A 23572-nucleotide genomic window follows, 5' to 3' on the forward strand; every position below is an offset into this window, starting at 1 on the left:
CTGCTGCAAGTGCGATCGTCAATTACCAATTGCCAATCCTATTTCACCTGAATTGGAGCGAGAGCGACACCCCGGTAATAGTAGTTTAAAATTTGCAAGTGATTGTATCCCCGTAGTGCTAGATTATACGCACCCCACTGACTCATGCCTATAGCATGACCGAAACCAAGCCCTCTTAACGTAAAGCTACCATTACCATTACTGACGGTAAAACGAGTGCTCTTGAGCTTGAGTGCTGTACGTACATCCTCACCTCTGAGCACTTTTTCACCTCGATCGCCTACAATTTTTAGAGCTTTCACACTGCCATAAGGTGAAGTGCTTTCGGGTACAATTTGCTTAACGTTGCCAACCTCAGGAATTTGAGCGCTAATTTCCGCCGGTGAAAAGGTTTTGACCCAATTGCATTCTCTGATATTTTGGTCAAAGTCAGGAACAGCACGCAGGTAGGGCTCATGGCTTCCCCAAACATTTTCAACATCCTCAGTATGACCGCCAGAACAAGCGTGAAACACGGAGAGAATAATTCTATTTTTGTGAGTCAGTACCTTACCTGATGTGGAATCTACAGCCGCGTAAGTAGTAGGCGATTCACTCACAACGCCTTTGTAAATTTGCCAGCGATCTGGTGTATCGCCGAGATCGTAAATGGGGTTGTTGCGCTGTCTTTCTCGTTCGTAAAGTGCATAAGTCCGGGCTGCGATCGCTTGTGCTTTCAGTGCTTCTATAGGCCATCGGGAGTCCATCTCCCCACCCAGAACGCTGTAAAGATATTCCTCCATATCCACCCAGTTAACCGCAGTTAAACCTTTTTGTGAAGGAACAACTAGAGTTCTACCCCGATACCAACGATCTCCGATATAGACATACCCTTTACCTATAGGCTCAATCCAGAATAAACTAGATTGCCATCTATCTAAAGCAACTCCCCCAGGAACAGCTTGAGCATAGTAAGAACTCAATTGAGGGAGTTGACCTAAAGTACGACCACTACCATCTTTTACAACAGCCGCCGTAGAACTACCGACTTTAACTTGATTAACATCCCTCTCAATGGCGACACGTAAAATCACTGATGCTTGAGCCGGAGCAACCATCGCTATCCATATCAGGATACCAAGCCACCAATGACGTACTTTCATCTGGGAAAATAAAAAAACTGGGAACAGTTGGAATTTCATGCTAACAACGGAATTTGCTTGAGTACGTTAGAGGACGCTTGATAAGTGCTTCAGTTTTCTCCCATAGGGATTCACTCAATCAAATATAGATGAACCGTTTAATACTAGCAACTGGGAAGGGGCTTTTTTTGGTTACGGGTCACTGGCTACTGTTAGCGGCTGTGTCACGAACTGACTTAAACCAATACTACTTAGCAAATCCTTCCAATCTTCTGCAAGCGTTGCATCGTTGGGATTTTTCTGCCGCAATAGTGCTAGGGTCGTTAGCGCGTCATGCCATATTCCATTATTGGCATAGATAGCAATTTGCTGTATTGGTTCTGCTTTTTGCAATTGCTCTTGTATGGCTTGCTTCAAATTGACGCGTTGCACCACACCCTCAACAAAAATGGGAGTTTCTTGCTGTTGGCGATCGCAGTAAACATTGAGGAACCAGCGATATTGTTTGCCAGCTGTCAAGGGAGGTAGAGGAACGCCAATGACTCCGGCTACATTTGGAAGGGAAATCTCTGTTTTATAAATTGGAGTTGACTGGTCATCAAGCAGCTCAAAATCAGCCGGATAGTTAGAACTTTTATTATAAGGCGTGTAGAACCACAGGATAGGGCGTTCTGCTGACGTCAAACCCCAAATATTTGTAACAGTCCCTTGTGACTCAGTGGCTGGAACTAAGGCAGTGAGTTGCAATGGTACGTCTTTTGGACACCCAGTTCGTCTAGCTCCACCATAACGACGACCACCAGGAGAGGATATGTCTTTAGGAAGTGGAGGTAAAATCAGTCGTATAGGTTGTCTGCGAGTTCTCGATTTAGACTCAGGCGGAGTGGGGTTAGGGCGTTCTGTCGCACCCGAGCGAGCAGGCTGGGCGGTCACCCAAGTTGAACTCCCCAGTAAACTGAAGCAGCCGAAGGCAACTGCCAAAATTAGTTTTATCAAACCTGATGTTCTTATCATAACTAATTACTTAAAATTTAATAAATCTAACTTTTACTCTTTAACCCCTACCCCCGACTTCTGAACCGACGTAGCAAGAACAGTCACAACTAAAGCCAAAGCAGAAGGCACAAATGGCACCCAGTATCCTTGTATTAACATACCAAAGCAAAGTATGTAGAGAGAGCCAGAAAAAACACCAATGACAAGCACCAATTTAGGAAACGAGCGAACTCGCCAAGCAAACACTCCTCCTAGGACAGACCACCCCAAAATCCATACGACTTCAACTAATGGAGATAAAACTTGCAGTTGATTTCGCTTATCCAAAACCGCACTGATAATTTGACTTACCATATGCGCTTGTACAAATACTCCTGGCATTTGCTCGTCTAACTTACTTCCATAAGGAGTCGCCCAATAATCTGGGTAATCACCTTTAGCAGCTACCCCAATTAAAACAATTTTGTCCTTAACTGCACTTGGATTAATAGGAGAAGACAGAATTTGTGTCAGTGTGACCTGCTTGGCAATATTTTTGGATGAACGATAATTCAGTAAAATTTGACCGCCATTGGTATCAATACTTTGATAACCGCCGGTGCGAGGTCGCAAACCGGGAAAAACTGTTTTGCCAAGTTGTAAATCTCCAGTTGGTGTAAACTTTGGTTGAATGCCGTAAGCCAGTAAATAGCGGAATGCTAGTTGTGTACTGAATGCAAAGGAAGCCGGACACAAGGATATAGCCTCAGGGTCCATGTAAAGCAAATGTCGGCGCACAACTCCATCAGGATCGTGAACAAAGTCACTAAATCCCAAGCGTTCTTCTGGAATTTCAGGTGGTGGTTCAATACCGTTTACAGATGAAACTCCATCACTCCCCTTACAAACCCCAACTAAATTTTCAGTTTGCTCGAAACGGGTAATCAAATTGGGGTCTTGAGCTTTAAAATCTCTGTAGAGATCCAAACCAATAGCACGGGGTTGATATTGCTCGAGTTTTTCCAATAGTTTGTTAAGAGAGGTATCTGAAAGAGATTTTCCATCTAAACGTTCGCCATTGCGCCGTTGTTCTGCAATATCAGCATCCTCAATAGTCACTACGAGCAAGCGATCGTCAGGTTTCTCATTCACAATAGCCGAACGTAAAGCGATCGTATTGTCAAAAGCATGCAGTTCAGCTCCTTGCAGCAATCCTAGAAACCTCAACCCGCACACTAAGGCAGTCACGACTACAGAAGATAAAAATGCTACAGTAATTTTAGGTGAAGGTGGCGGTGGCGGCAAAGGAAGTGGTTCTAAAGGCAGTAATTCCACGTTGCCAGTAATCTGTTCCCAAGAAGGAGGAGCTTCTGCTAAATTTTGACAAATTGCGGGTAGCCAGGTAGCACAAGGAAATTTATCTTCAAGACCTTGTAACCGTTCTCTTGCTTCCCGCACCGCCAGGTAGAACGGCTCGCCACTCGCAAACCCTTTTAAAAAATACTTTAAAAATTCCTGTGCTACCAAATCTGGAACAGGTTCGCGCATTACAATCATTTGGGGAATTTGCAAATCAGCTAAATCTCGCGCCAATCCCAATCCATCACAGGAGTTAAAAATTGCCAGTTGTAAACCACGTTCCACAGCTTTTCTCAAAGCATATCGGAGTTCGCCGATCGTGAGGCTATCAGTGGGATTTAAATATATCCGTCCGGTACAATCTTTCCCTTGACTGGAACTGTGACCTGCAAAGAAAAGAATATCCCAACTGTTACCCCAAAGTTGGTCAGTTAATTCTTTGCGCTGGGGTTCCACCAAAAAAGTGACATTTGCATCGTTAAGCTGTTGCAGGACATTCAGGTCAGCTTCAGTATCAATTCCCTGACTGTTCCCAACAATGGCTAAAATATTTACTCGATCGTTACGTGTTTTTTTGGAAGTGACTCGCTCGTAAGTTGGCGATGCTATAGCTAACTCAGCCTTTGGATAGCGCTCCAATACATCCCACAGATGCCAGGGCAAACGCTTTAATTGATAATCTTCTGTTTGTAAAATAACTCGTAGCTCATCCGTAGGCTGGAGTTTTTCCAACCATTTCTCCCGGACAGGACGAAACTCCTCAGATTTTAGCCAGGTGTTAAAACGCGATCGCAAAATATGTGCCGTGTTTTGACAATCCTGAGTCACAGACACATTTGTCACCTGTACTTTGTCAGCAGAGAGACGATAGCGACTGCCTAACTGTCGGTAACTAACCTGCCAGTGATTGTAATACAATGGCATTTCTGCCGCTGCAGGCAATCTTCCGGTAATTTCAGTTGAAGGACGCTCACCTTCTTCACCAATTTGAAGGGTAACGGAAAATCCTTGCTCAAAACTACCGTCAGCAAATTTTAATACGACTAATTTACACATAACACACAAGTATGAAGTATGAAGTATGAAGTAGAAGTATGAAGTCTTAAAACAAAAATCGGCTGAAAAAGATTTTCATCCTTTATCCTTCATCCTTTATCTTTTATCCTTCGTCCTTCACTCACTAAATCACAAAGTGTTCTGTGACACTAGCATCATTTAAGCCTAACTTAACGCTAAATTGTTCTCCCGGTTCACCCTGAAACTGTAACTGAATGTAATTATCTGCACTTCTAGCTTGAGATTCCAAAAAAACCGCTCCCGACCCATCAAGCACTGTCAATTGCAAACCGGGAATTAGGTAACTACTGTTACCAGTAGGATGCACTTGAAGGCGAACACTCGTTTGTGAGTTTATATCTGGTCGAATTTCCACTATTAACATGACGGGTTGATTGGCAATTTGGATTCCCAAATCGATCAATTTTCCACGTTTGGTAAGTGAATCGCTTTCTGGCATGCGGTCAACAATTTCACTGCTGCGAAAAGCATAACCCGGTCTCAATTCTGGCTGGTTCCATAACGATTCGAGAGTCTGCCAACCTGCATCAAAGACACCAGTTAACCATTGACTCAAATTTACCAGAGTCTTCGCTGGGGTTTTCTGCAATTCTCCCAAATGTTCGATCAAATTTTCCAAAGGTTGAAGCTGGTTTAATGGCAATCGTTCTGTAGAGATGCTGGGGACAAAGCCAAGTAAATTGGCGTCCTGAGAAGATTCATTGATTTGAACAACAATATATCCTATCCGTTCTTCCCAAGTTTCTGGAGGAATGTAACAAAATTGCTCAAAACGTTGTATGGGACGGCACTCCAAACGACCGATTCCAGGCATTTCCAAATCCGCAACGTCAGCACACAAACGTATCACTGGGTTCCAACTGTCACTTTTCTTTAAGTTAGTAGGAATACCCAAAAATTCCAAGTACTGATGCACCACCCATACACAAAGAGTATTCAGCCGGACTTGTGCAGCTTTTTCAGGAGTGGGTTGCTCGTTCGCAAACTTCTCCGCAGTTCTGCGAGCTGCTAACGTGATGGGCAAAGTCAATGGAATATCGTCTAGTTCATAGATGGTGCGCTTCATAGTGAAATCCCCAGTAAGAGTGCTGCTAAATACTTATCGCTCCAAGTTAAAGATTTTATGCAACGAAGTTGCTATTAGCCCTTCGGGTTCGCCCTTCGGGTTCGCCCTTCGGGTTCGCCCTTCGGGTTCGCCAGTCCCCTACGGCGGGAAACCCGCCTGCAGGGCTGGTCTCACCAGTCCCCTACGGCGGGAAACCCGCCTGCAGGGCTGGTCTCACCAGTCCCCTACGGCGGGAAACCCGCCTGCAGGGCTGGTCTCACCAGTCCCCTACGGCCGGAAACCCGCCTACAGGGCTGGTCTCACCATTAGCTATTACAGCCAATTCCCAATTAAAACATAAGCTGACCAAAAGCTGGGTGTGTTAAAGTTGGGATGCTTCAACATTTGCAGCTGGGCGCGGCGGAGAGCTTCGGCTTTTGAGATGTTGGGATTTTTGAGTTCCCGGTAAAAAGCACCAACAAATTGGGCTGTTGATTCATCATCTATTTGCCATAAAGAAGCGACTGTACTGCGTGCGCCTGCTTTGATAGCAGCCCCAGCAAGACCGAGTGCTGCTCGGTTGTCTCCGGCGGCTGTTTTACAAGCACTTAAAACTAGTAGTTGTACTGCTTCTGGTCTGATATCATCCCGACTGCGAAGGATACTACCAAAATGAGCAACGTCAATTGGTCCATCGGAAGCCAAAATAAAGGTTTTATCAGCCCGCGAACTAAACTCACCATGGGTAGCTAGATGCACGATATTGAATGGAACATTACTGACCTTTTTTTCTAAAGCTTTGCTAGTAAATTCTCGATCTAGCAAGCTAGTGGTTGATACACCAGCTTGGGTAATTAAGCTTAATTCTGTTTTGATAGCTGGCAAACGTGAAAACCGACCGGAATATTCTGGCGGTGGTTCGGTTAGTCCCGCTGTCAGAGCGTTTAGATGCTGTCGCACAAGTGGTTTGGGTTCAAAAAGTTGTAAACCCACGCTGAGGGCAACGGCGTACTTTTCAACTAAGTACTGCTTACCATCATAAAGAACTGTTGGTGGTATGTTTCGCAAAGCTCCGTCTAATACAAAGACTAGGGTATTGACTCCACTTGCTTGTAATTCTGACTCTATAGGTTTGATTAACCAATTATAAACCTGTTGTGACTTTGTTTTGAATGCTTTAATCGCAGATGGTTTGACCAGATTTTGCCGCAACTCACTTAATGTTTTTTCCACTTCTGGTTGGGAAATTTGCTGACCGTAGACTCGCAAGGGTTGTTTGGGAATTTTTACGATGACTTGGAGTTTGTTTTCCAAAATAATTGGATAGAGAATAGCTGCGGTTGGATTATCTTGGTCTACAACTTTATCAATAGGTACTCTCTGTCCTTGCAAACAAGCTTCCCGAAAGAAGTTATCTAGTTCTGCCAACTGTAGTGCTTCTATGCGCTGACGTGCTTTCTCTAGAATTTTTCCATCGGGTTGTCCTTGCTGAGATTGCAGGAGCAATTCTACTGATTGCCTGTAGACAGGTTCTACACTGTCTCGAAAAGTAAATTGCACGTTTTGGTTAACGGCTACAAGATCGCTGCGGAGTGACTGAAGAGTGTCTACCGCAGCATCATAAGCAGCGATCGCTCCTTTAGTATCTCCTTGTGCTTTGAGCAATCTTCCCAACTGCCATTGCCATCGGTAAGTAATCTCTGGTGCATTGCTTGTTTGTGCTAGGAACAATGCTTGCTGGGTCAGCTTTTGCGACTCCGACCACTGCTTGGTTTGTTCGTATAAACTACCCAAACTGCCCAAAGCATAGGCTTCTGCACGTTTGTCCCCTAAATCGCGGGCTTGTTGGACGGCGGTGGCGAGATTCTCGCCAATTTTGGATTTTGGATTTTGGGTTTTGGATTGAGACTCTTGATTAATTTTGGATTGAGACTGTTGGGAATTCAAACTTGAAAATCTAAAATCTAAAATCGAAAGGCTTTGAGCAAAGTTAATTCGGGCGTAGATGGCAGCACGGCTCGGAGGAAGTTGGTCGAGTTGCGATTGAATTGAAGGTATTAAATTTTGGGCATTTGCAATTTGTTTGTCTTCTACAAATAGGTCTAAAAGATTGAGTTGTGCTTGAATTTTTGTGAGTGGTGAAGGGGCGACTTCAACTGTTTTTTGGTAATAAGCGATTGCTTGTGGTTTTTGCGGCAAAGCACGGGCATTGTTTCCCAAACTAAAAAGACTTGCACTAATTTCTTTTGCAGATTTAATGCGTTGGGCAACTTCCAAGCTTTGTTGTAAGGCAACATTGGATTTATCTAAATCGCCAACCAGTTGGAGAACATCACCAAGCGATCGCAAACCGACTGCTTTTTCTAAGGAATCTGGTTGCGATCGCAATGTTTCGTTAACTTGCACGAGTAAAGCCTCTGCACGACGATAAAATCCTTGGGTTCTGAGTGCTTGAGCTTGATTAATGCGCGATCGCACAACGCCATTTTTATCATTGGCTTGGTGGTAAACTTTTTCTGCATTTTGCCAAGTTACCAAAGCTTCCTCTAGTTGTCCCATCCCCAACTGCATGCGTCCTTCAATATCCAAGGTTTGTGCAAGAATTGGTAAATTTTGGATTTGAGATTTTGGATTTTGGCTGATTTTGTTTTCCGAATCTTGCTGCGTGTAACCAAGGATATCTAAACTACTTGCGATCGCTTGTTTTGCCTCATTCCATGCACCAAGTTGTTGGTAAGCAAGGGAAAGATTGCTTAAAGTAGCCGCACGACTGATTGCATCCCCTTGCTGCTGGTATTGTTGTGCTGCTTGCTGCAAAACTTGCACTGCTTCAGAATAGCGTCCGCCATCGTATAGTACTTTCCCCTGTTGCAGTAAAGCAATCGGGGAGGCAAGAGAGTGGGGAAGTGGAGGGGATGGGGGGAGTTTTGCGAAGACTGGTGAACTAAAAATACATAATATAGCTGTCACAACAGCTAGAAGAGAATAACGAGTTAAATTTAATTTTTTCATATAAAACTCCTATTTGATTTTTGAAACACAAGTAGGGTGGGTATTGCCAACCCAAAAATTTATACGATTGCCTGCCCACTCTATGAGAAGAGAATAACGAGTTAAATTCAATTTTTTCATTATATTTTGTTTAAGAGGAAGAAAATCTTGGAGGCGGAACCAGTCATATTATGTCTGGTTAAAGACTTATGATTAGGGCACATGGGGGACTGGGGAACGGGTTTTGCACGGAACCTTTAATCATCACTAATCAACCGGGCTTAATAGGATTCATTAAAAGGGATTAGCAATAATGGAAAAATATAAACCGTTTTCTTGCCAAGTGTCCTTATTTCCAGAAATTGAAATTAACGGAATACCCCACTCTATGCGTGCTGTCAGCCAGTTTTCTAATTGCAAGCGCAGCCCAAATCCAACAGAGGCGAGTGTATTTTCTTCTAGTTCGGCATCTGGGCTGGGTCTACCGGAACGGTTCCAAACAGTACCTACATCAAAGAAAGGCGTCACTTGTAAAACGCTACCACGCCGCGAAAACCGTACAATGGGAATGCGGACTTCAGCAGAAGCAAAGAAGCCATTATCTGTAAGCAGCGCATCTTGGCGGTAACCTCTAACACTTTCCAAGCCACCCAAGCCAAATTGCTCAAATGGAACTAGGGGTCGATCTGCAAATTGCAAATCTCCTCGTAAGAGAAAGAGAGTATCGGGTGCTAGCAGCCGCACCCACTGTGCTTGTCCTCTCCAAGCAAAGAAACTATTGGAATCGAAAGCATCAAGTCCCAAACTGAACTGAGAACGCACGGCAAATACCTGTTGGCTGCTGCGTTGAGTCCATTCTTGGAAAAAACGTAAGGCGGTTACTCGAGTTTCGCCCTCTTCATTTGCACCAAACGCTGGAAAGGGGATTTCCCCTTGATTGTCCGGGTTTAAGGTAGCTTCACTTTCCCGGCGAGTTGCTGTTAAACCTACAGCAAGTTCGCGAGTTGGAGTTTGGATTACGGGTTGTCGTAGGGTTAATTCGTAATAACGGGAATTGGATTGAATGTCAAGGATATTAAAAGGTTCTTCTATGACGTTGCTATCAGAAATACCAAAATTGAACGAAATAGTTCCATTCCGAGCATTGATAGGAAAAGTATAACCAAAGTCAAAGGCATTACTGCCATCAGTATTGGTATAGATAGCGCTAATGCTATCACCAAATCCCAAAAGATTGGCTTCGCTGACTTGAATTTGACGGCGAAAACTACCAACAGCCGGAGAGCGTCCGTTATCTAAAACTAACTGAACGTTAAAGGTGTCTGCTTCCTTCACCCGTACTTCTAACAAACTCACTCCCGGACGCGAACCTGCTGATAATTCTGCTGACAAATTATCAATGAGAGGATTGAGTTGTAACAATTGTAGTGCTTGAAGCAAGCGATCGCGATTGAGGGGTTTTTTTGTAGCAATAGCAAGTCGGCTTCGCACGTAGCCCGGTCTCAATCTGCGGGTACCCGTTACTTTGATGTCTTCTAAGGAACCTTCTACGACCCGTATTTCTACGACCCCATCTTGAAGCTTTTGAGTGGGAATGTAAGCTCCTGATGTTATATAACCTTTTTTAACATAAAGTTCAGTAATCGCCGCACGTGCTTGGAAGAGTTCTGCTAGGGTTATGGGTCTATTTATATAGTCTTTGAGAACTTCTGCAAATTCTTTTTGACTAAAGACTGTGCTACCTGTTACTTTAAATTCTTTAACACTAATGGTTTGGGGAACATCTCCTGGAGTGGTGTCGGGAGTTCTCGGTGTGGTTTCCGGTGGGAGTAACTGTTCAGGGGGCGGTAGGCGGAAAGGTGGTTCTGGTGCTGGTTCTGGAGGTGGGGGTTCTGGTATAGGTTGAGTGGAAGGGGGTTCGATGTCTCGTGGGTCGATTGGTTGTACATTAATGGGTCTTTGAGGTTCTCGTGGAAGGGGAACTTGGGCAGAAACACTGGGAGTGAGATTTTGGGTTTGTGCTGAATTAGCAACCTGCGCTTGTACAGATTTTATTAACAAAGTGCAAGAAATTGCCACTGAACTTAAGCAACAGCAATACTGATAGATGCTTAATCTTTGGCGGAAGTTACGGGGCATGACACAATAGTGATAGGGGAACAGAAGATTCACGCGGTGGTGCTTGAGCAACAAGGATAACATTGCCGTTTTTATCGACAATCCACCCCTGTGCTTCGACAATTTTATGGGAATCAGAGTTTTTAAGAAAGGAATTGTGACGATTGTTGCTTGTTTGTAAAGATTCCTTTGAACTTAAGGGATTTCCCATAGCTGGGTCGAGAGCGATCCAGTTTGCGATCGTTGCTTCTTGTGTCAGTGGTTCTGTGGGGCTCGGCGCTACCCCTCCGCGTCCGATGGTAGTAAAAGAACTGCGTGCTTGTCTGTTTCCTGGGGTGCAACCTGTAGCAACTTTTTGAGATGCATCAACTAAGTTAACAGGTAGGGGAACTAACTCAAGGGGTTCTGTATCGGGTGTGTTAACACTTGTGTCACCGTTGAAATTTGGGTTTGTTTGGGAAATGGCGGTGATATCGTTTGTTGAAAGCAAATTGGGGTTAATTTCACTTGCGTTTTTGGGATTGAGTAGCTTAACCAAATCTTGGCGATTGCGCTGCACCATACCATACATACCCGCAGCGGTTATGTTGATTTTTCCCCCACTCCCGCTATAGGCATTGGCGGTGATGTCGCTATTTTCGCCAGGGACAGCTACAATAAAGCCATCTTTTGCATTGATATTAATATTGCCACCATCACCACCTTGTTCAGCAGTACCCGCACTTGTAGAGATTTGACTGCCATTACGCAGGAGTAGCAATTTTTGCACTTGCAGAACGATATCGCCACCATCACCGGATGCTGTTTCGGCGTTGAATTTACCTTGATTATCTAGAAAGATATTATTAGCTTGAATTTGGAGATTGCCCGCACCTTTAGCGTTGCTGGTAGGATTAAGACTGCTGACTGCCACTTGCGCCCCATCCCGAACCGTCAAATTGCCAGTTTGAATACTCACATTCCCTCCCTTACCAGTGGCTTCAGGAAATCCGACAAAGCCCGATCCGGTTACGCCTCCGGAAGCAGCAAGTATACTCGTAGGAAACAGTCCTCCCTTTGCAGTGCCAGTAACTTCTATGGAATCGGAAGCAAGAATAATCAGATTTCCTGCGTCACCTCTGCCTAAGGTAGAAGTTTGCACAATAGCACCATCTCGCAGGCTTAAACGCTGGGTTTCAATGGTTAAGTTTGCTGCATTGCCAGTTGAGTTGCGATCGGCACTAGCGAATAAACCACTGGGAATGACAGGATTTGTGTCAGTTGCAATGACTTGACCATCTCGAGTGAGGGCAATACCAGCCAATTCCACAGTGGAAGCTTTTGCCAACAGGTTTCCTGCCGAGCCACTATTAAATGAAATAGTGCTAATTTGGGCACCATTAAGGACACGCAATTGACCTGTCTCAAGCTTTAACTGTCCAGCAGTTCCGCCCCCATCTGTTTGAGTAAGTAATCCACTGCTCCTACCGCTGTTTTTGTTAATTCTAGAGGTACCTATTGCAGTTATAGAATCTGAAGCATTTATTGTTAAGTTACCTCCTTGACCAGACCCAGCAGTGGAGGAAAAGATTTGTCCTCCCTGTTGAAGAAGCAATTGCTGAGTGTTTATTATTACGCTGCCAGCATGACCAAGTCCCTGAGTTGCAGCCGATATACTACTAACAGCATCACGACGAGTACTGACAAAGCCGCTCACTTCTATGGTAGTGGCATTGACAGTTACGTTTCCACCTTGTCCCTGACCAAATGTGCTGGAAGATATCCGCGCGCCATCCCGAATAATTAACTGCTTGCTAGTAAGTGCCAAATTATTTCCAAATCCTCCAGAGTCTTCTGCAACCTCACTAAACAAGGCACTGGAAAAAGTACCGTCATCTGAAGTACCTATTAACTCTACAGCTTCTGTTGCAGTTACACTCAACATCCCTCCTTTGCCCTCGGCAAAAGCAACAGATACAATTTGCGACCCACCTTGAACCCTTAAGTTCTTAGACATGACTGCAACATCACCACCTTCATTACCACTCACATCTACTGTTGCCTCTTGAGCAAGACTGATATCTCCAAAGTTTTGTATTTTTTCATAACCCAAAGCAAAACTTGTAGCTGTTGGAGTGAAGCTAACTAAGCCAGAACTGGCAACACTCCCTAATTCGATACGACCATCAGGTGCTGTTAAGTAACCTCCTGGCAACTCTACCTCCCCACCCACAAGTGCTAATGTTTTCCCTGTCTGTACGACGAGACCAACAGGGACACCATTAGCATCCTCAGCCTGTGACTGATTGACAATAGAAGCTGGATTATTACCAAACTGTAAGCCAAAAGGCACGCTGACTGTTAGCAAAGGTAGAGCGTTTTCTGGGTTAACTGCACTGAACTCACTGCCATCTGTAAATTTGATGCTATTGGCTGTACTACTGACAAACGATCCACCAAGATTGAGCGACGCTTTGGGGCCAAAAATAATGCCATTGGGATTGAGAAGAAACAGGTTAGCAGAACTAGGATTACCATCCGTTTGTAAGACTTCAATTAAACCGTTGATGTTAGATACAGACGAGCCAGTTACACGAGAAATAATATTGGCAATCCCCGGAGCGTGACGAAAAGAAGCAGTGTTACCAGTAAGGATAGAAAACTGTTTAAAGCTGTGAAATAAATTGCTTCCTGCCTGTGTACCGCCCGTAATAATCTCGACTGTACCATTTTGTGTAACAACAGAGGAATTGGGCAGAGTTACATCCTCAACAACTTGTGCTTGTGTTCGGGATGTTGCTGCTAAGTAGAAGATACACAGACTGCTAGAAACGCAAAACACAAAACGAAAAAATATCATGGTTTTAGCTTGATACTTTGCCTTTGGGCAAGGGCGATGTCACGAATCTGTAGATTTACGGTGATGGTGAGCTAATGCATTTTTCAATTGCATAACATGGGCAGGGTACTCACCCCACAAGAGCTACATCTCAATGCAATATGCCAGTTCAATGAAGGGCAGCACAGTAGTCGATCGAGAGCCTGCTTTTAAAAGATAATGTCACTACTAGCAATGAAACTAGTCCCTGGTTTGAGAGAAGCAAACTGAATGGCCGCCACGCTATCAAAAGGAGAAGCATCAAAAGATAATGCTCCAGTGCTACTGTTGTAAATAAATTGATTAGTAGAGATAGCGCCGAAACCAGAGAAAATTTGTATTTTATCGCCCTCACTCCTATTGAAATCTTGAATGATATCAATACCTTCAAACTTGGAATTGAAGACGAACTTATCTGCACCAATTCCACCTGTTAGGGTGTTATTTCCTGCTCCTCCAATTAACGTATCATTACCACTTCCACCGTTCAGGGTATCGTTTCCTTCTAACCCTGTTAAGATGTTATCGCCTCCATTACCAGTAATAGTGTTATTCAGATTGTTGCCAGTACCATTGAGGTTGCTCTTGTCACTATCTGCAAAGCCATCAGCATATTGATTAAGATTTAGGTTATCTAGTCCCGACCCCAGTGTCCAAGAAATCTTTGCTTTGACAGTCTCTATTCCAGTACCTGGTGAGTCAATAATTTTGTCGTTCAGGTCGTCAACAATGTAGATATCATTACCTGTACCGCCCTCTAAGGTATCAGCACCCCATCCACCATCTAGTATGTCGTTACCGTCTCCTCCAACTAAAGTGTCATCACCACTACTGCCATCTAATTTGTCGTCTCCTTCTGCCCCATTCAAGTAATTGTTTTTATCATTCCCCTCAATTTTGTTATTGAGATTGTTACCAATCCCCTTGATAGCAGAGCCAATAAGATTTAGATTATCCAGCCCTGAACTTAGTGTCCAGTCAACAGAAGCTTGAACTGTCTCTATTCCAGTACCTGGTGAATCAATAATTTTGTCGCCTGTATTATCAACCACGTAAATATCATTACCTGTACCTCCCTGTAAGGTATCAGCGCCGAACCCGCCATCTAAATAATCATTTCCATCTCCACCAATTAGGTAATCGTTACCGGATTCGCCATATATTTTATCGTTGTCAGCTCCACCATCTAGAGTATCATTGCCATCACCGCCAAACAGCGCATCTTTGCCTTCCTGTCCTCGGATTATATCGTTGCCCTGTTGACCAAGGACGATATCGTCCCCTTGACCCGCATCTACAGTATCGTCTCCAGCTCCAGCATAAACCGTGTCATCACTGGTGTCGTTATTATTTACACCTTTTAAATTAATTGTGTTATTCTGACTATCTCCTTGTGTCTTCCGGCTTGGCTTCTCATCATCTAGAATGACAACGTAAGCGGTCTGAATTGAAGATTTTGTTGTTAGTCCTATCCCAAAACCTTTGTCATTGGATAATTGTGCCGATCCATCAGCAGATAAAGGAATTCCATCCGCTTCTTTAAATTCGTAGATTTCTTGGCTAAAACCAGAAGCAGGATTGGTTGGTTCATTAATTGTCAATAAAAAGATATTGTCCCCATCATTTTTTTGGTCGTTGTATATCTTGATAGGAACATTCGCGTTACCACTGCTATCGAGCTCAATATTGTCGGAATCAAAAGGAATTTCAAAATCTGCGGGAGCACCTGGTCCTGGATTCCCTTCCTTACCCCATATTTCATCCCTGTTTATTCTTGGCATAACTTCTCACTCCTTGAAGTATGTAAAAGAGATGTGTTTATGTATTCAATGTGAATTGACTTCTTTATTTACCGACAGTTGTTACAGACCTTTACTTACTAACAACACGGAAGTTGATTTCCAACCCACTATCATGATTTACATTAATATGTTTCTGCTCTTGCACAGCCTCTAAGAGGTTGTTTGAAAAGTGGTTCGCTGTGTTTTTAAGCACCTATCGCTCCCCCCCAGATCCCCTTTTAAAGGATATCCATTACCCGGATCTTTCTCAACATTTACCAGAGTAATCACTCTCGTTTTTTCTAACCCTGATTCGTTCGTTGTTCATTCTCAATAAAAATGTAATTTTTGCGAGAAGAATAAGTGCCATTTTGGCAAGCCCGGTGAAAATCTCAGCGTCCAGAATGGATTGTAGGCAGGGTTTTCAGGATTGTAAAGAAAGATGTGACTAATGCATAGCTTTTAAGGGAGGGGGAAAAGACCTCTTGAAGCCCCCAATTTATGGGGAGATTTAGGGGGATATAAACATTTTGCTACCAACAAGAGGCCTTTTAAAACATCCTCTAAGAGAGTTGGTATCCTTGCTTAATAGGTAGATACCATACATATAGAGAGTTTTGCTTTCAGAAGTGTAGTAGATGGCCATTTTGATTACCCTTAAAACTTTATCTGGCGTTAGGCTGAGGTTCAGTGTGAATGATGCAGTATGTTATTCTGCGCTCGACTATAGAGTTATCTGCGAGAGGTGAGGAAGTTACGCAAATTTTTACACTTCTTTACAAGAAAATTTGCTTACGATCGCAACAATTGACTTACGACTACTTACGATCGCACTCTGCGATCGCACTCTCTTATGACTCTGAGAAGATAAAAATACTATTCGTCGAAATCATTACCACAGGCGAGCGCACCAATTCAATGAAAAGGAAAATACTGCTCCTTGGGGAGAAACGCTATCATCAACTAACATGAAAGAATATCTTGCTGTTACCAGGCTTCGCAAGCAAATTTATTGCCGTTGGCGCAAGCGAAGCTATAGCGCTTGCTTAACGCTGGTTGATAGAAGCTTTGCATTTCTACTACACTTTGATAACACGGGAAGCGAGTAGCCCCGAAGTATGAGTATCAAGAAATTAATTTCTTGATACTCATACGGCATTCATGTCGGGGAGAGGCTCAAGTAGCCCACTATGGAATGAAACTGATAAAAAAACAGGTGGAAGATAATGCCCATCGCAGCTTAATCTTTCCACCTTATGATTACCGAACACAACTAAGCAGTTAAAATTAACGCTTCTCAGTTCCCTGATTGCCAGCACCTTCAGTAATTTGGTCGCTGTCTCCAGATTCAGGAACCGCAGAGGGCTTACCTTTGCTTTGCACATCCATACCAGTGTGGCGTGCTTCTTCATCAATAGGAGTTTGGTATCCACCAGAAGCTTCTGGTACTTGAGCGTCGTTTTTTACTTTTTCATTCTCTGGATTAGCCATAACGTGACTCCGATTTATTTAACGTTGGCACTATTCTATGAAGCTTGGCAGTGCAAATTCTTCTGTCTCAGATGTCATTTTTGTCGGTTATTTTATCTGTCTATGGGATTAATTTTAACTTGGCTGCGAGATTTTTCTCTAAAGCTTAGGCTGTCAACCGTATTTATACTAATGTGAAAAGTTAAATTATTAACATTATTGTAATTGCGATCGCAATCACCAGTGATTTATAGATACATATAAAAACATATATAGCAGTCCTAAATGAAATATAAGAATAAGAGTGAAGACTGCTAATAGCTCATAGCTAATAGCTAATAGCTAATTGCTTTTTGACCATTAGCAATTAGCTATTAGCAATCCAAATTTTTTACAAATGATTTAGGATTGCTATATATATAAAGTAAGTATTTTAAGAAAGACAGTTTTAGCAATGCGAATTTTACTAGTTGAAGATGATGAAGTTTTAGTAAATATTTTATTGCAGTGTCTAACAAAACAACTTTATGTAGTAGATACAGCAAAAGATGGAAGAATTGGTTGGGAGTACGCAGTCGGCGCAAATTATGACCTCATCTTAATGGATGTAGAATTACCAAAGCTAGACGGTATCTCTTTATGTCAGAAACTGCGTTCTCAAGGTTGTTTGACACCAATTTTGTTAATGACAGCGAGAGAAGCAAGCAGCGATCGCATTCGCGGATTAGACGCAGGTGCGGATGATTATCTCATCAAACCCTTAAATTTAGAGGAACTCCAAGCAAGAGTCAGAGCGCTATTACGTCGGGGAGAAGTTCCTCATACCCCAGTACTAGAAGTAGGAGTCTTACAGCTCAATCCAAGTAGTTGTCAGGTAACCTATGCTGGAAAAGAACTCGTACTCACACCTAAAGAATACAGCTTGCTAGAGCTATTTATGCGAAATCCTTCGCGAGTCTTCAGTCGGGGAAACATTATCGAACATCTCTGGACTTTTGACGATCCTCCACAAGAAGAAACCGTCAAATCCCATATCAAAGGTTTGCGACAAAAACTAAAAGTAGCTGGAGCAGTTGATTGGATTGAAAACGTTTACGGCTTGGGCTATCGCATCAATCCAAAGGTTGTGGGGGGGGTAGAGGGGATAGGGGAGATGGGGGAGACAAGGGAGACAGGGGAGACAGAGATTGCGGTTCCTTGCTCCTTATCTCCTTCCGTCGAACAGCAATTTAACGAAGCAATGGGCGGTTTGTGGAAGCAGTATGAAGGGCTGATGGTGGAAAGGATGGAAGTTTTGCAGAAAGCCGCAGTTGCTGTTGCAGGTGGAACGCTTACAGTTGAGTTACACCAGTCAGCACAACAACAAGCCCACAAGCTTGCAGGTGTTCTGGGAATGTTTGAGCTAGAAACTGGTACTCAAATCGCAAGGCAAATTGAGGAATTGTTGGCGGAAAATAGTGAGTTGCTTTCACCCCAAAAACATCAACTGCGATCGCTCATCCAGCAGTTAACAGACTTATTAAATCTCAACCAACAACCCATCTCTCCTGTCTCTTCAATCCCCAATTCCCAATCTCCAAATCGCCTTCTACTCATCGACCCCAATACAAAATTTGGTTTGGAGTTACAACAACTAGCACAATCTGTAGGGATGGGATGGCAACAAGTAACAACTCTTAAGGAAGCGAAAACTTGGTTGCAGACAACATCACCAGACTTAGTAGTTCTCAGTATTGAGGAAGTAGGATGGCGGGATGAGAGTTTGGCATTGTTGCTAGACTTGGCAAAGCGAACTCCTCCCATACCATTTGTTGTACTTGCGACAGTAGATGCTTTAGTGGATAGAGTGACAGCAGCGCGTTCTGGAGCGCGAGGATTTTTAGTAAAACCAGTGACAGCAGAGCGAGTTTGGGATATCTCGTATCAAATATTACAACAGCATCAGTCTCAGGGGACAAATCTACTGGTTGTTGATGACGATCCAGTCATTCTAGCAACACTGCGTTCCATGCTGGAACCTTGGGGTATTTGGATGACCGGGTTAGAGAACCCACTTGATTTTTGGGAAGTGTTGCAAGCAACAAACCCCGATCTCCTGATATTAGATGTAGAGATGCCACATTTAAATGGTATAGAACTTTGCCAAGCTGTTCGCACTGACCTGAATTGGCAAGGATTACCAATTTTATTTTTAACGGCTCATCGAGATTTAGAAACGGTGCAACAAGTGTTTGCGGCTGGAGCAGATGATTATGTGGTTAAACCTGTTGTGGGTGCAGAACTTATGGCTAGAATTACCAATCGCCTGGAACGCGCTCGCCTGCTTCAGTCTTTTTCAAGCAAAGATCCGCTGACCGGGCTGGCAAATCAATTTCAGTCTAGCCGCGATCTCAATAACCTGATCGATCGCGCAAGAGTTAATTGCCATCTTGTTTGTCTGGTGTTACTGAGTGTAACAGAATTACATCAAATTAATATCCAGTACGGTCATGAAGCCGGAAACCAGGTAATACAACGGTGGAGCCGCTATTTACAATCTGCATTTCGAGGTGGCGAAGCGATCGGTTATTGGGGTCATGGAGAATTTGTAGTGGGGATATCTGGAATGACAAAAGAAGAAGCTAGCGATCGCCTCTGTGACATTTTGACAGATCTTCGCCAGCAAATATTTATAACACCAGAGGGAATTCGCTACCAAGCTATCTGCCATTTTGCGGTTGTTGAGTATCCTAATGATGGATTGACAGTGCGATCGCTTTATCAAGTTGCTAGTTTGAAAATAGGGGTTAGGAGCTAGGAAAGACTTGGAAGTTGATGCTGAAAAATTAATTCAATTCATTGAGAAAATTCCTCACACCCATCTTGCTTTAAAAAAAGAATTAACACGGTTGTGCATAACTTCTATTTTGACAAAATTCTGAAACTAGCGGCAGAGGTCAATCAAAAATACTGTTTTACCACCAACTGCATTGTGTTGTAGTATACGGCAGAACCGTATTGGGAACTACATTTTTTTGACCTTTAAATTCCCTTCCGTAATAACCGTCATCAAAACCGCGTGCAAATTCACCCCCAGCAGTACGAGATTTATACGCATTGCCTTTTCTAGAACTTTGTTGTCCTTGGCGGTATCCATCAGCATAAGCTTGAGGATGATAAGCGGGATCTTCGTCTACTTGCCATTGAGTGACAGGGTAGCAGTAGCTGATTGATTCTCTGTACCTGGGATAGCGATGATAACGGTAATAGCGTCCGTGGTCTGCTTCAGCCGCTTCATTGTTCAGTAAAAATCCAGTTGTAGTGGCTAAAGTTAATAGACTGGCAATAATAATTTTTTTCATTCTGACCTCCGTTGGAAGCCCTACGAGCACCAAACACAAAGTAAAGGGAGGAGTTTACAACTTTAAAGAACTCTCCTTATTTTTAAGATAGCGCTTATAGTTGTTCTGTAACATCACCTAAAAGTGTGGCTGGTTGGGTTTTATAGTAGTGAAATCCCCCTAAAGTTAAGGGAAGGATTTGAGAGAGTTTAAGACTTGTGACAGTGTATTCCGCATAATAAGTAAGTTTAGGCTGATGGTATATTTATAAGACTGAGGAAACAACTATGCCTGGTGGTCATGCCAATCACAAAGGAAGTGCTGATAAACCTAACGTTAATGCAAACGGTCAAATTAACTTATCAGCAGCCGATAAATCATCAGATCCTGAAGATATTTTGCAAGAAGGCGTTTTAACAACTGAGACAATCAGAACTGACGAATTTGTTGATTATCCTCCTGCTCTTGAGCGCCCCGATCGGAAACCTCAAAAAGACGAAGAGTAAACGCGATCGTGTACTGGAACTGCAAGAGCCCCGGCTTCTTTTAGGAGAAGTCGGGGATTTGAGCAACCGGAACATCATAATTTGGAAAAAATATCGGGCGATTGGAAATCACGGCTATACAAACTAAGCCCATGTAGGTGAACTTAGTTTGTATAGCTTTAGAATAGAATTCTGGAGGCAAATTACTGCACCAAAGTTAACTTTATCTGATGGAAAAGTATCCTAACAGCAATTTTAAGCTACTTTATTACTGAGAATCCTTAGTTTGAGTAGGTCATTGGCTGTCATGCTGCCATAAACATAAAATGTGTCCATCAGGTGCTACAAATCAAGAAAAAAAGCAAGACCTTTTCCTAGTATGCGGGCTCAAAGGTTTAGGGCAACATTGTGTCGCAGTCCTCAAAAAGTATGATGTTAAAGTCAGCGCCATTGACGATATAGAGCCCGAACATTGGGAAGTCTCAGAACTATCCAGCTTGCTGGAAAACTTGATCGTAGGAGACTGTCGCCAGCCAAGTGTTTTAGAGCAGGCAGGTATACGTCAGTGCCGTTCTATACTTTTAGTAACAAGAGATGAGCGGATGAATATAGAAGCTGCGTTTGCAGCACGGCGTATCAATCCGCAAGTTCGCCTGATTGTACGTTCTGACAAACAAAATTTTAACGAGCTCTTGTATGAAAATTTAGGAAATTTTGTTGCCTTTGAGCCTACCCATCTTTCGGCTCATGCCTTCGCTCTGACAGCCCTTGGATCTGAAGCTATTGGATATTTTACGGTTGAAGGGCAACTGTTGCGAGTTATAGAACATCAAGTAAAACCACAGGATAGCTGGTGCAAGGGCAAACCAGTCTATAGACTTAATTTAACAACTCGCTGTATCTTGAGTCACACACCCGTTTCATCTCACCCACCGAAACAATTTTATGACTGGAATCCAGAAGCAGAAGTACAGGTAGGAGACACACTGGTTTATATTGATGTTGCAAGCGAACTGACTTTATTTGAGCAACATACAACAAGATCTCGCAACCTTTGGTGGCAGTGGCAACATTTTCTCCAAGGCATCACGGCGAAGAATCTCAGGCAGAAAATCGTGCGATTTTGGCAATCTTACTACCAAAGTCAAAATCAAATCCGGCGAATTGCGACAATCTATGCAATTACCGTATTAGTCTTGTGGCTTGTTGGCATAATTCTTTACTGCTTGTATTATCCTCACATCACCCTCCAAGAAGCGTTTTATGCAACAGCCGTCTTACTTTTAGGAGGATACGGAGATTTATTTGGCAGTGTTAAGTTTGTATCTCAATTACAGGAATCAGATTCTATACCTTGGTGGTTGCGGTTGTTCAGTTTGGGATTGACGCTAACAGGTCAAGCTTTCGTAGGAGTCCTGTATGCACTGCTGACTGATGCTCTTGTGACTTCAAGATTCCAGTTTTTTAATTCCGCTCCTCCCATCCCACAACGCAACCATGTAGTGCTCATTGGCTTAAATTGTCTGGGACAGAGAGTGGCTGCTCTTTTGCAAGAACTCAACCAGCCGCTAGTGGGGATTCATCCCATCGCCCACGACAAACATATTTTACCAAAAAACTGGGTTTAAAGCCCCGTCCTTCAAGGACGGCTTTACATTATTTTATCTAGCAATATAGCAGATAAAATATGTTATAATCAGGACATGATAGTAAGAGAAGCCAAGCTAAAAAACGGAACCAAAGAGCAATACTTAGCCCTTGATGAGGCTATCAGAACAACGCAGTTTATTAGAAATAAAGCTGTACGGTTTTGGATGGACAATAAAGGAGTTAGTAAAGCTATTTTGTACAACTTATGCAAAGATTTGGCAGCAGAGTTTCCTTTCGCAAAGAAGTTAAACTCTGCTGCTAGACAAGCTAGTGCTGAACGGGCTTGGGCTGCTATCTCTACGTTTTATTCACGATGCAAAAAAGGTTCGGGGAAGAAAGGCTATCCAAAATTCAAAAAACATTGCCGCTCGGTAGAGTACAAAGTTTCGGGATGGAAGTTATCAAGTGATTGTAAATCAATCACCTTCACTGACGGCTTTGAGGCTGGAACTTTTTCTATATTTTGCAACAATGAAACTCAAGAAGACTTGCACAGATTAAAGATTAATCGGGTGCGAGTAATTAGAAAAGCAGACGGTTATTATGCTCAGTTTTGCTTTGATGCTGACCGCAAGGAAACAGGAAAATATACGGGTAACGTTGTTGGGTTAGATTTGGGGTTAAAGTTTTTCACCAAAGATCAACACGATAATGCCGTGATATATCCACAATTCTTGCGTTCGTCAGAAAAGCGATTAAAGAAAGCCCAACGCCGTCTGAGTAAGAAATTCGTCAAGGGTGCTAAACCCCAATCAAAAAACTATCACAGACAAAGGAAAAGACTGGGTAAAATCCATCTAAAAATTCAGAGGCAGCGTCAAGACTGGGCAATTAAGCAAGCTCGGTGCGTAGTCCACTCTAACGATGTGGTTGTCTATGAAGATTTAAAGATTGCCAATATGGTAAAAAATCATCAATTGGCTAAGTCCATTTCTGATGCTGGTTGGTATCAATTCACTCAATGGCTAGACTATTATGGCAAGATTTGGGACAAAGCAGTTGTGGCGGTGTCACCTAACTACACATCACAAGATTGTTCTAATTGCGGTCATAGAGTGAAAAAATCTCTCAGTACCAGAACGCATTCCTGTCCTAAGTGCAAAATTGAACTATGCCGAGATACCAATGCGGCTCTGAACATTTTGCAAAAAGGAATGAAGATACTCGGTACTGAGTGGCAACTAAACGGTACTTCTGGGCAAGAAGAATCCGCCTCTTGCGAGGGAAAGCATGGGGAGAAGACCGCCTCTACTATTGAAGGGAAACTCGATATAGCAAGTGGACTTCTGTGAACCATGAACTAGAATCACCGTGGCTTCAGCC

General features: G+C 43.2%; 15 protein-coding genes. 5 read left to right on the forward strand and 10 right to left on the reverse strand.

Annotation, left to right across the window (positions count from 1 at the left end):
* Positions 1-38: 38 nt before the first annotated feature.
* From AB0756_RS32320 to AB0756_RS32355, 8 genes are all read right to left on the reverse strand, one after another.
* Positions 39-1181: a SpoIID/LytB domain-containing protein gene (locus AB0756_RS32320; RefSeq protein WP_038092548.1), complete on the reverse strand. Its 1143-nt coding sequence runs from the start codon at positions 1179-1181 to the stop codon at positions 39-41.
* Between the two features lie 132 nt (positions 1182-1313).
* Positions 1314-2135, reverse strand: coding sequence for a DUF928 domain-containing protein (locus tag AB0756_RS32325; protein WP_038092545.1), 822 nt, complete (start codon positions 2133-2135; stop codon positions 1314-1316).
* Between the two features lie 33 nt (positions 2136-2168).
* On the reverse strand, positions 2169-4511 hold the full coding sequence (locus tag AB0756_RS32330; RefSeq protein ID WP_038092540.1) for a CHASE2 domain-containing protein: 2343 nt from the start codon (positions 4509-4511) through the stop codon (positions 2169-2171).
* Positions 4512-4635: 124 nt separating this feature from the next.
* Positions 4636-5598, reverse strand: coding sequence for a DUF1822 family protein (locus tag AB0756_RS32335; protein WP_038092537.1), 963 nt, complete (start codon positions 5596-5598; stop codon positions 4636-4638).
* A gap of 312 nt (positions 5599-5910) precedes the next feature.
* Positions 5911-8589, reverse strand: a complete 2679-nt coding sequence (locus tag AB0756_RS32340; protein WP_202048625.1) for a CHAT domain-containing protein — start codon at positions 8587-8589, stop codon at positions 5911-5913.
* 273 nt (positions 8590-8862) lie between these two features.
* Positions 8863-10707: a ShlB/FhaC/HecB family hemolysin secretion/activation protein gene (locus AB0756_RS32345; protein ID WP_038092534.1), complete on the reverse strand. Its 1845-nt coding sequence runs from the start codon at positions 10705-10707 to the stop codon at positions 8863-8865.
* Positions 10697-13525 (reverse strand): two-partner secretion domain-containing protein, encoded by a 2829-nt coding sequence (locus AB0756_RS32350; protein ID WP_038092531.1) that lies wholly within the window; start codon positions 13523-13525, stop codon positions 10697-10699. The genes AB0756_RS32345 and AB0756_RS32350 overlap by 11 nt, the downstream gene beginning before the upstream one ends.
* 188 nt (positions 13526-13713) lie before the next feature.
* Positions 13714-15324, reverse strand: coding sequence for a calcium-binding protein (locus AB0756_RS32355; protein ID WP_050045879.1), 1611 nt, complete (start codon positions 15322-15324; stop codon positions 13714-13716).
* 696 nt (positions 15325-16020) lie between these two features.
* Between AB0756_RS32355 and AB0756_RS32360 the strand changes: the two genes are divergently transcribed.
* Positions 16021-16296: a hypothetical protein gene (locus AB0756_RS32360; protein WP_038092527.1), complete on the forward strand. Its 276-nt coding sequence runs from the start codon at positions 16021-16023 to the stop codon at positions 16294-16296.
* 315 nt (positions 16297-16611) lie between these two features.
* Here the strand turns inward: AB0756_RS32360 and AB0756_RS32365 are convergent, their stop codons facing one another.
* Positions 16612-16815 (reverse strand): hypothetical protein, encoded by a 204-nt coding sequence (locus tag AB0756_RS32365; protein WP_038092524.1) that lies wholly within the window; start codon positions 16813-16815, stop codon positions 16612-16614.
* Between the two features lie 433 nt (positions 16816-17248).
* Between AB0756_RS32365 and AB0756_RS32370 the strand changes: the two genes are divergently transcribed.
* The gene (locus AB0756_RS32370) at positions 17249-19591 is read left to right on the forward strand and encodes a response regulator (RefSeq protein WP_038092521.1); all 2343 of its coding nucleotides are present in this window, start codon (positions 17249-17251) and stop codon (positions 19589-19591) included.
* A 157-nt stretch (positions 19592-19748) separates the two neighbouring features.
* Here AB0756_RS32370 and AB0756_RS32375 read toward each other — a convergent pair whose 3' ends face one another.
* Positions 19749-20135 carry a hypothetical protein gene (locus AB0756_RS32375; protein WP_038092517.1) on the reverse strand — a complete coding sequence of 129 codons (387 nt, stop codon included), beginning with the start codon at positions 20133-20135 and terminating at the stop codon, positions 19749-19751.
* Positions 20136-20401: 266 nt separating this feature from the next.
* Between AB0756_RS32375 and AB0756_RS32380 the strand changes: the two genes are divergently transcribed.
* The 3 genes from AB0756_RS32380 (at position 20402) to AB0756_RS32390 (ending at position 23541) form a co-directional block, all read left to right on the forward strand.
* Positions 20402-20620 carry a hypothetical protein gene (locus AB0756_RS32380; protein ID WP_038092512.1) on the forward strand — a complete coding sequence of 73 codons (219 nt, stop codon included), beginning with the start codon at positions 20402-20404 and terminating at the stop codon, positions 20618-20620.
* 305 nt (positions 20621-20925) lie between these two features.
* Entirely contained in the window at positions 20926-22227 is a 1302-nt protein-coding gene (locus AB0756_RS32385; RefSeq protein WP_237265894.1) for an NAD(P)-binding protein, read from the forward strand.
* Positions 22228-22302: 75 nt separating this feature from the next.
* Positions 22303-23541 (forward strand): RNA-guided endonuclease InsQ/TnpB family protein, encoded by a 1239-nt coding sequence (locus AB0756_RS32390; protein WP_050045131.1) that lies wholly within the window; start codon positions 22303-22305, stop codon positions 23539-23541.
* Positions 23542-23572 lie beyond the last annotated feature (31 nt).

It is taken from the genome of Tolypothrix campylonemoides VB511288_2 (genome assembly GCF_045999855.1).
GTDB classification, from domain to species: Bacteria; Cyanobacteriota; Cyanobacteriia; order Cyanobacteriales; family Nostocaceae; genus Scytonema; species Scytonema bouteillei_A.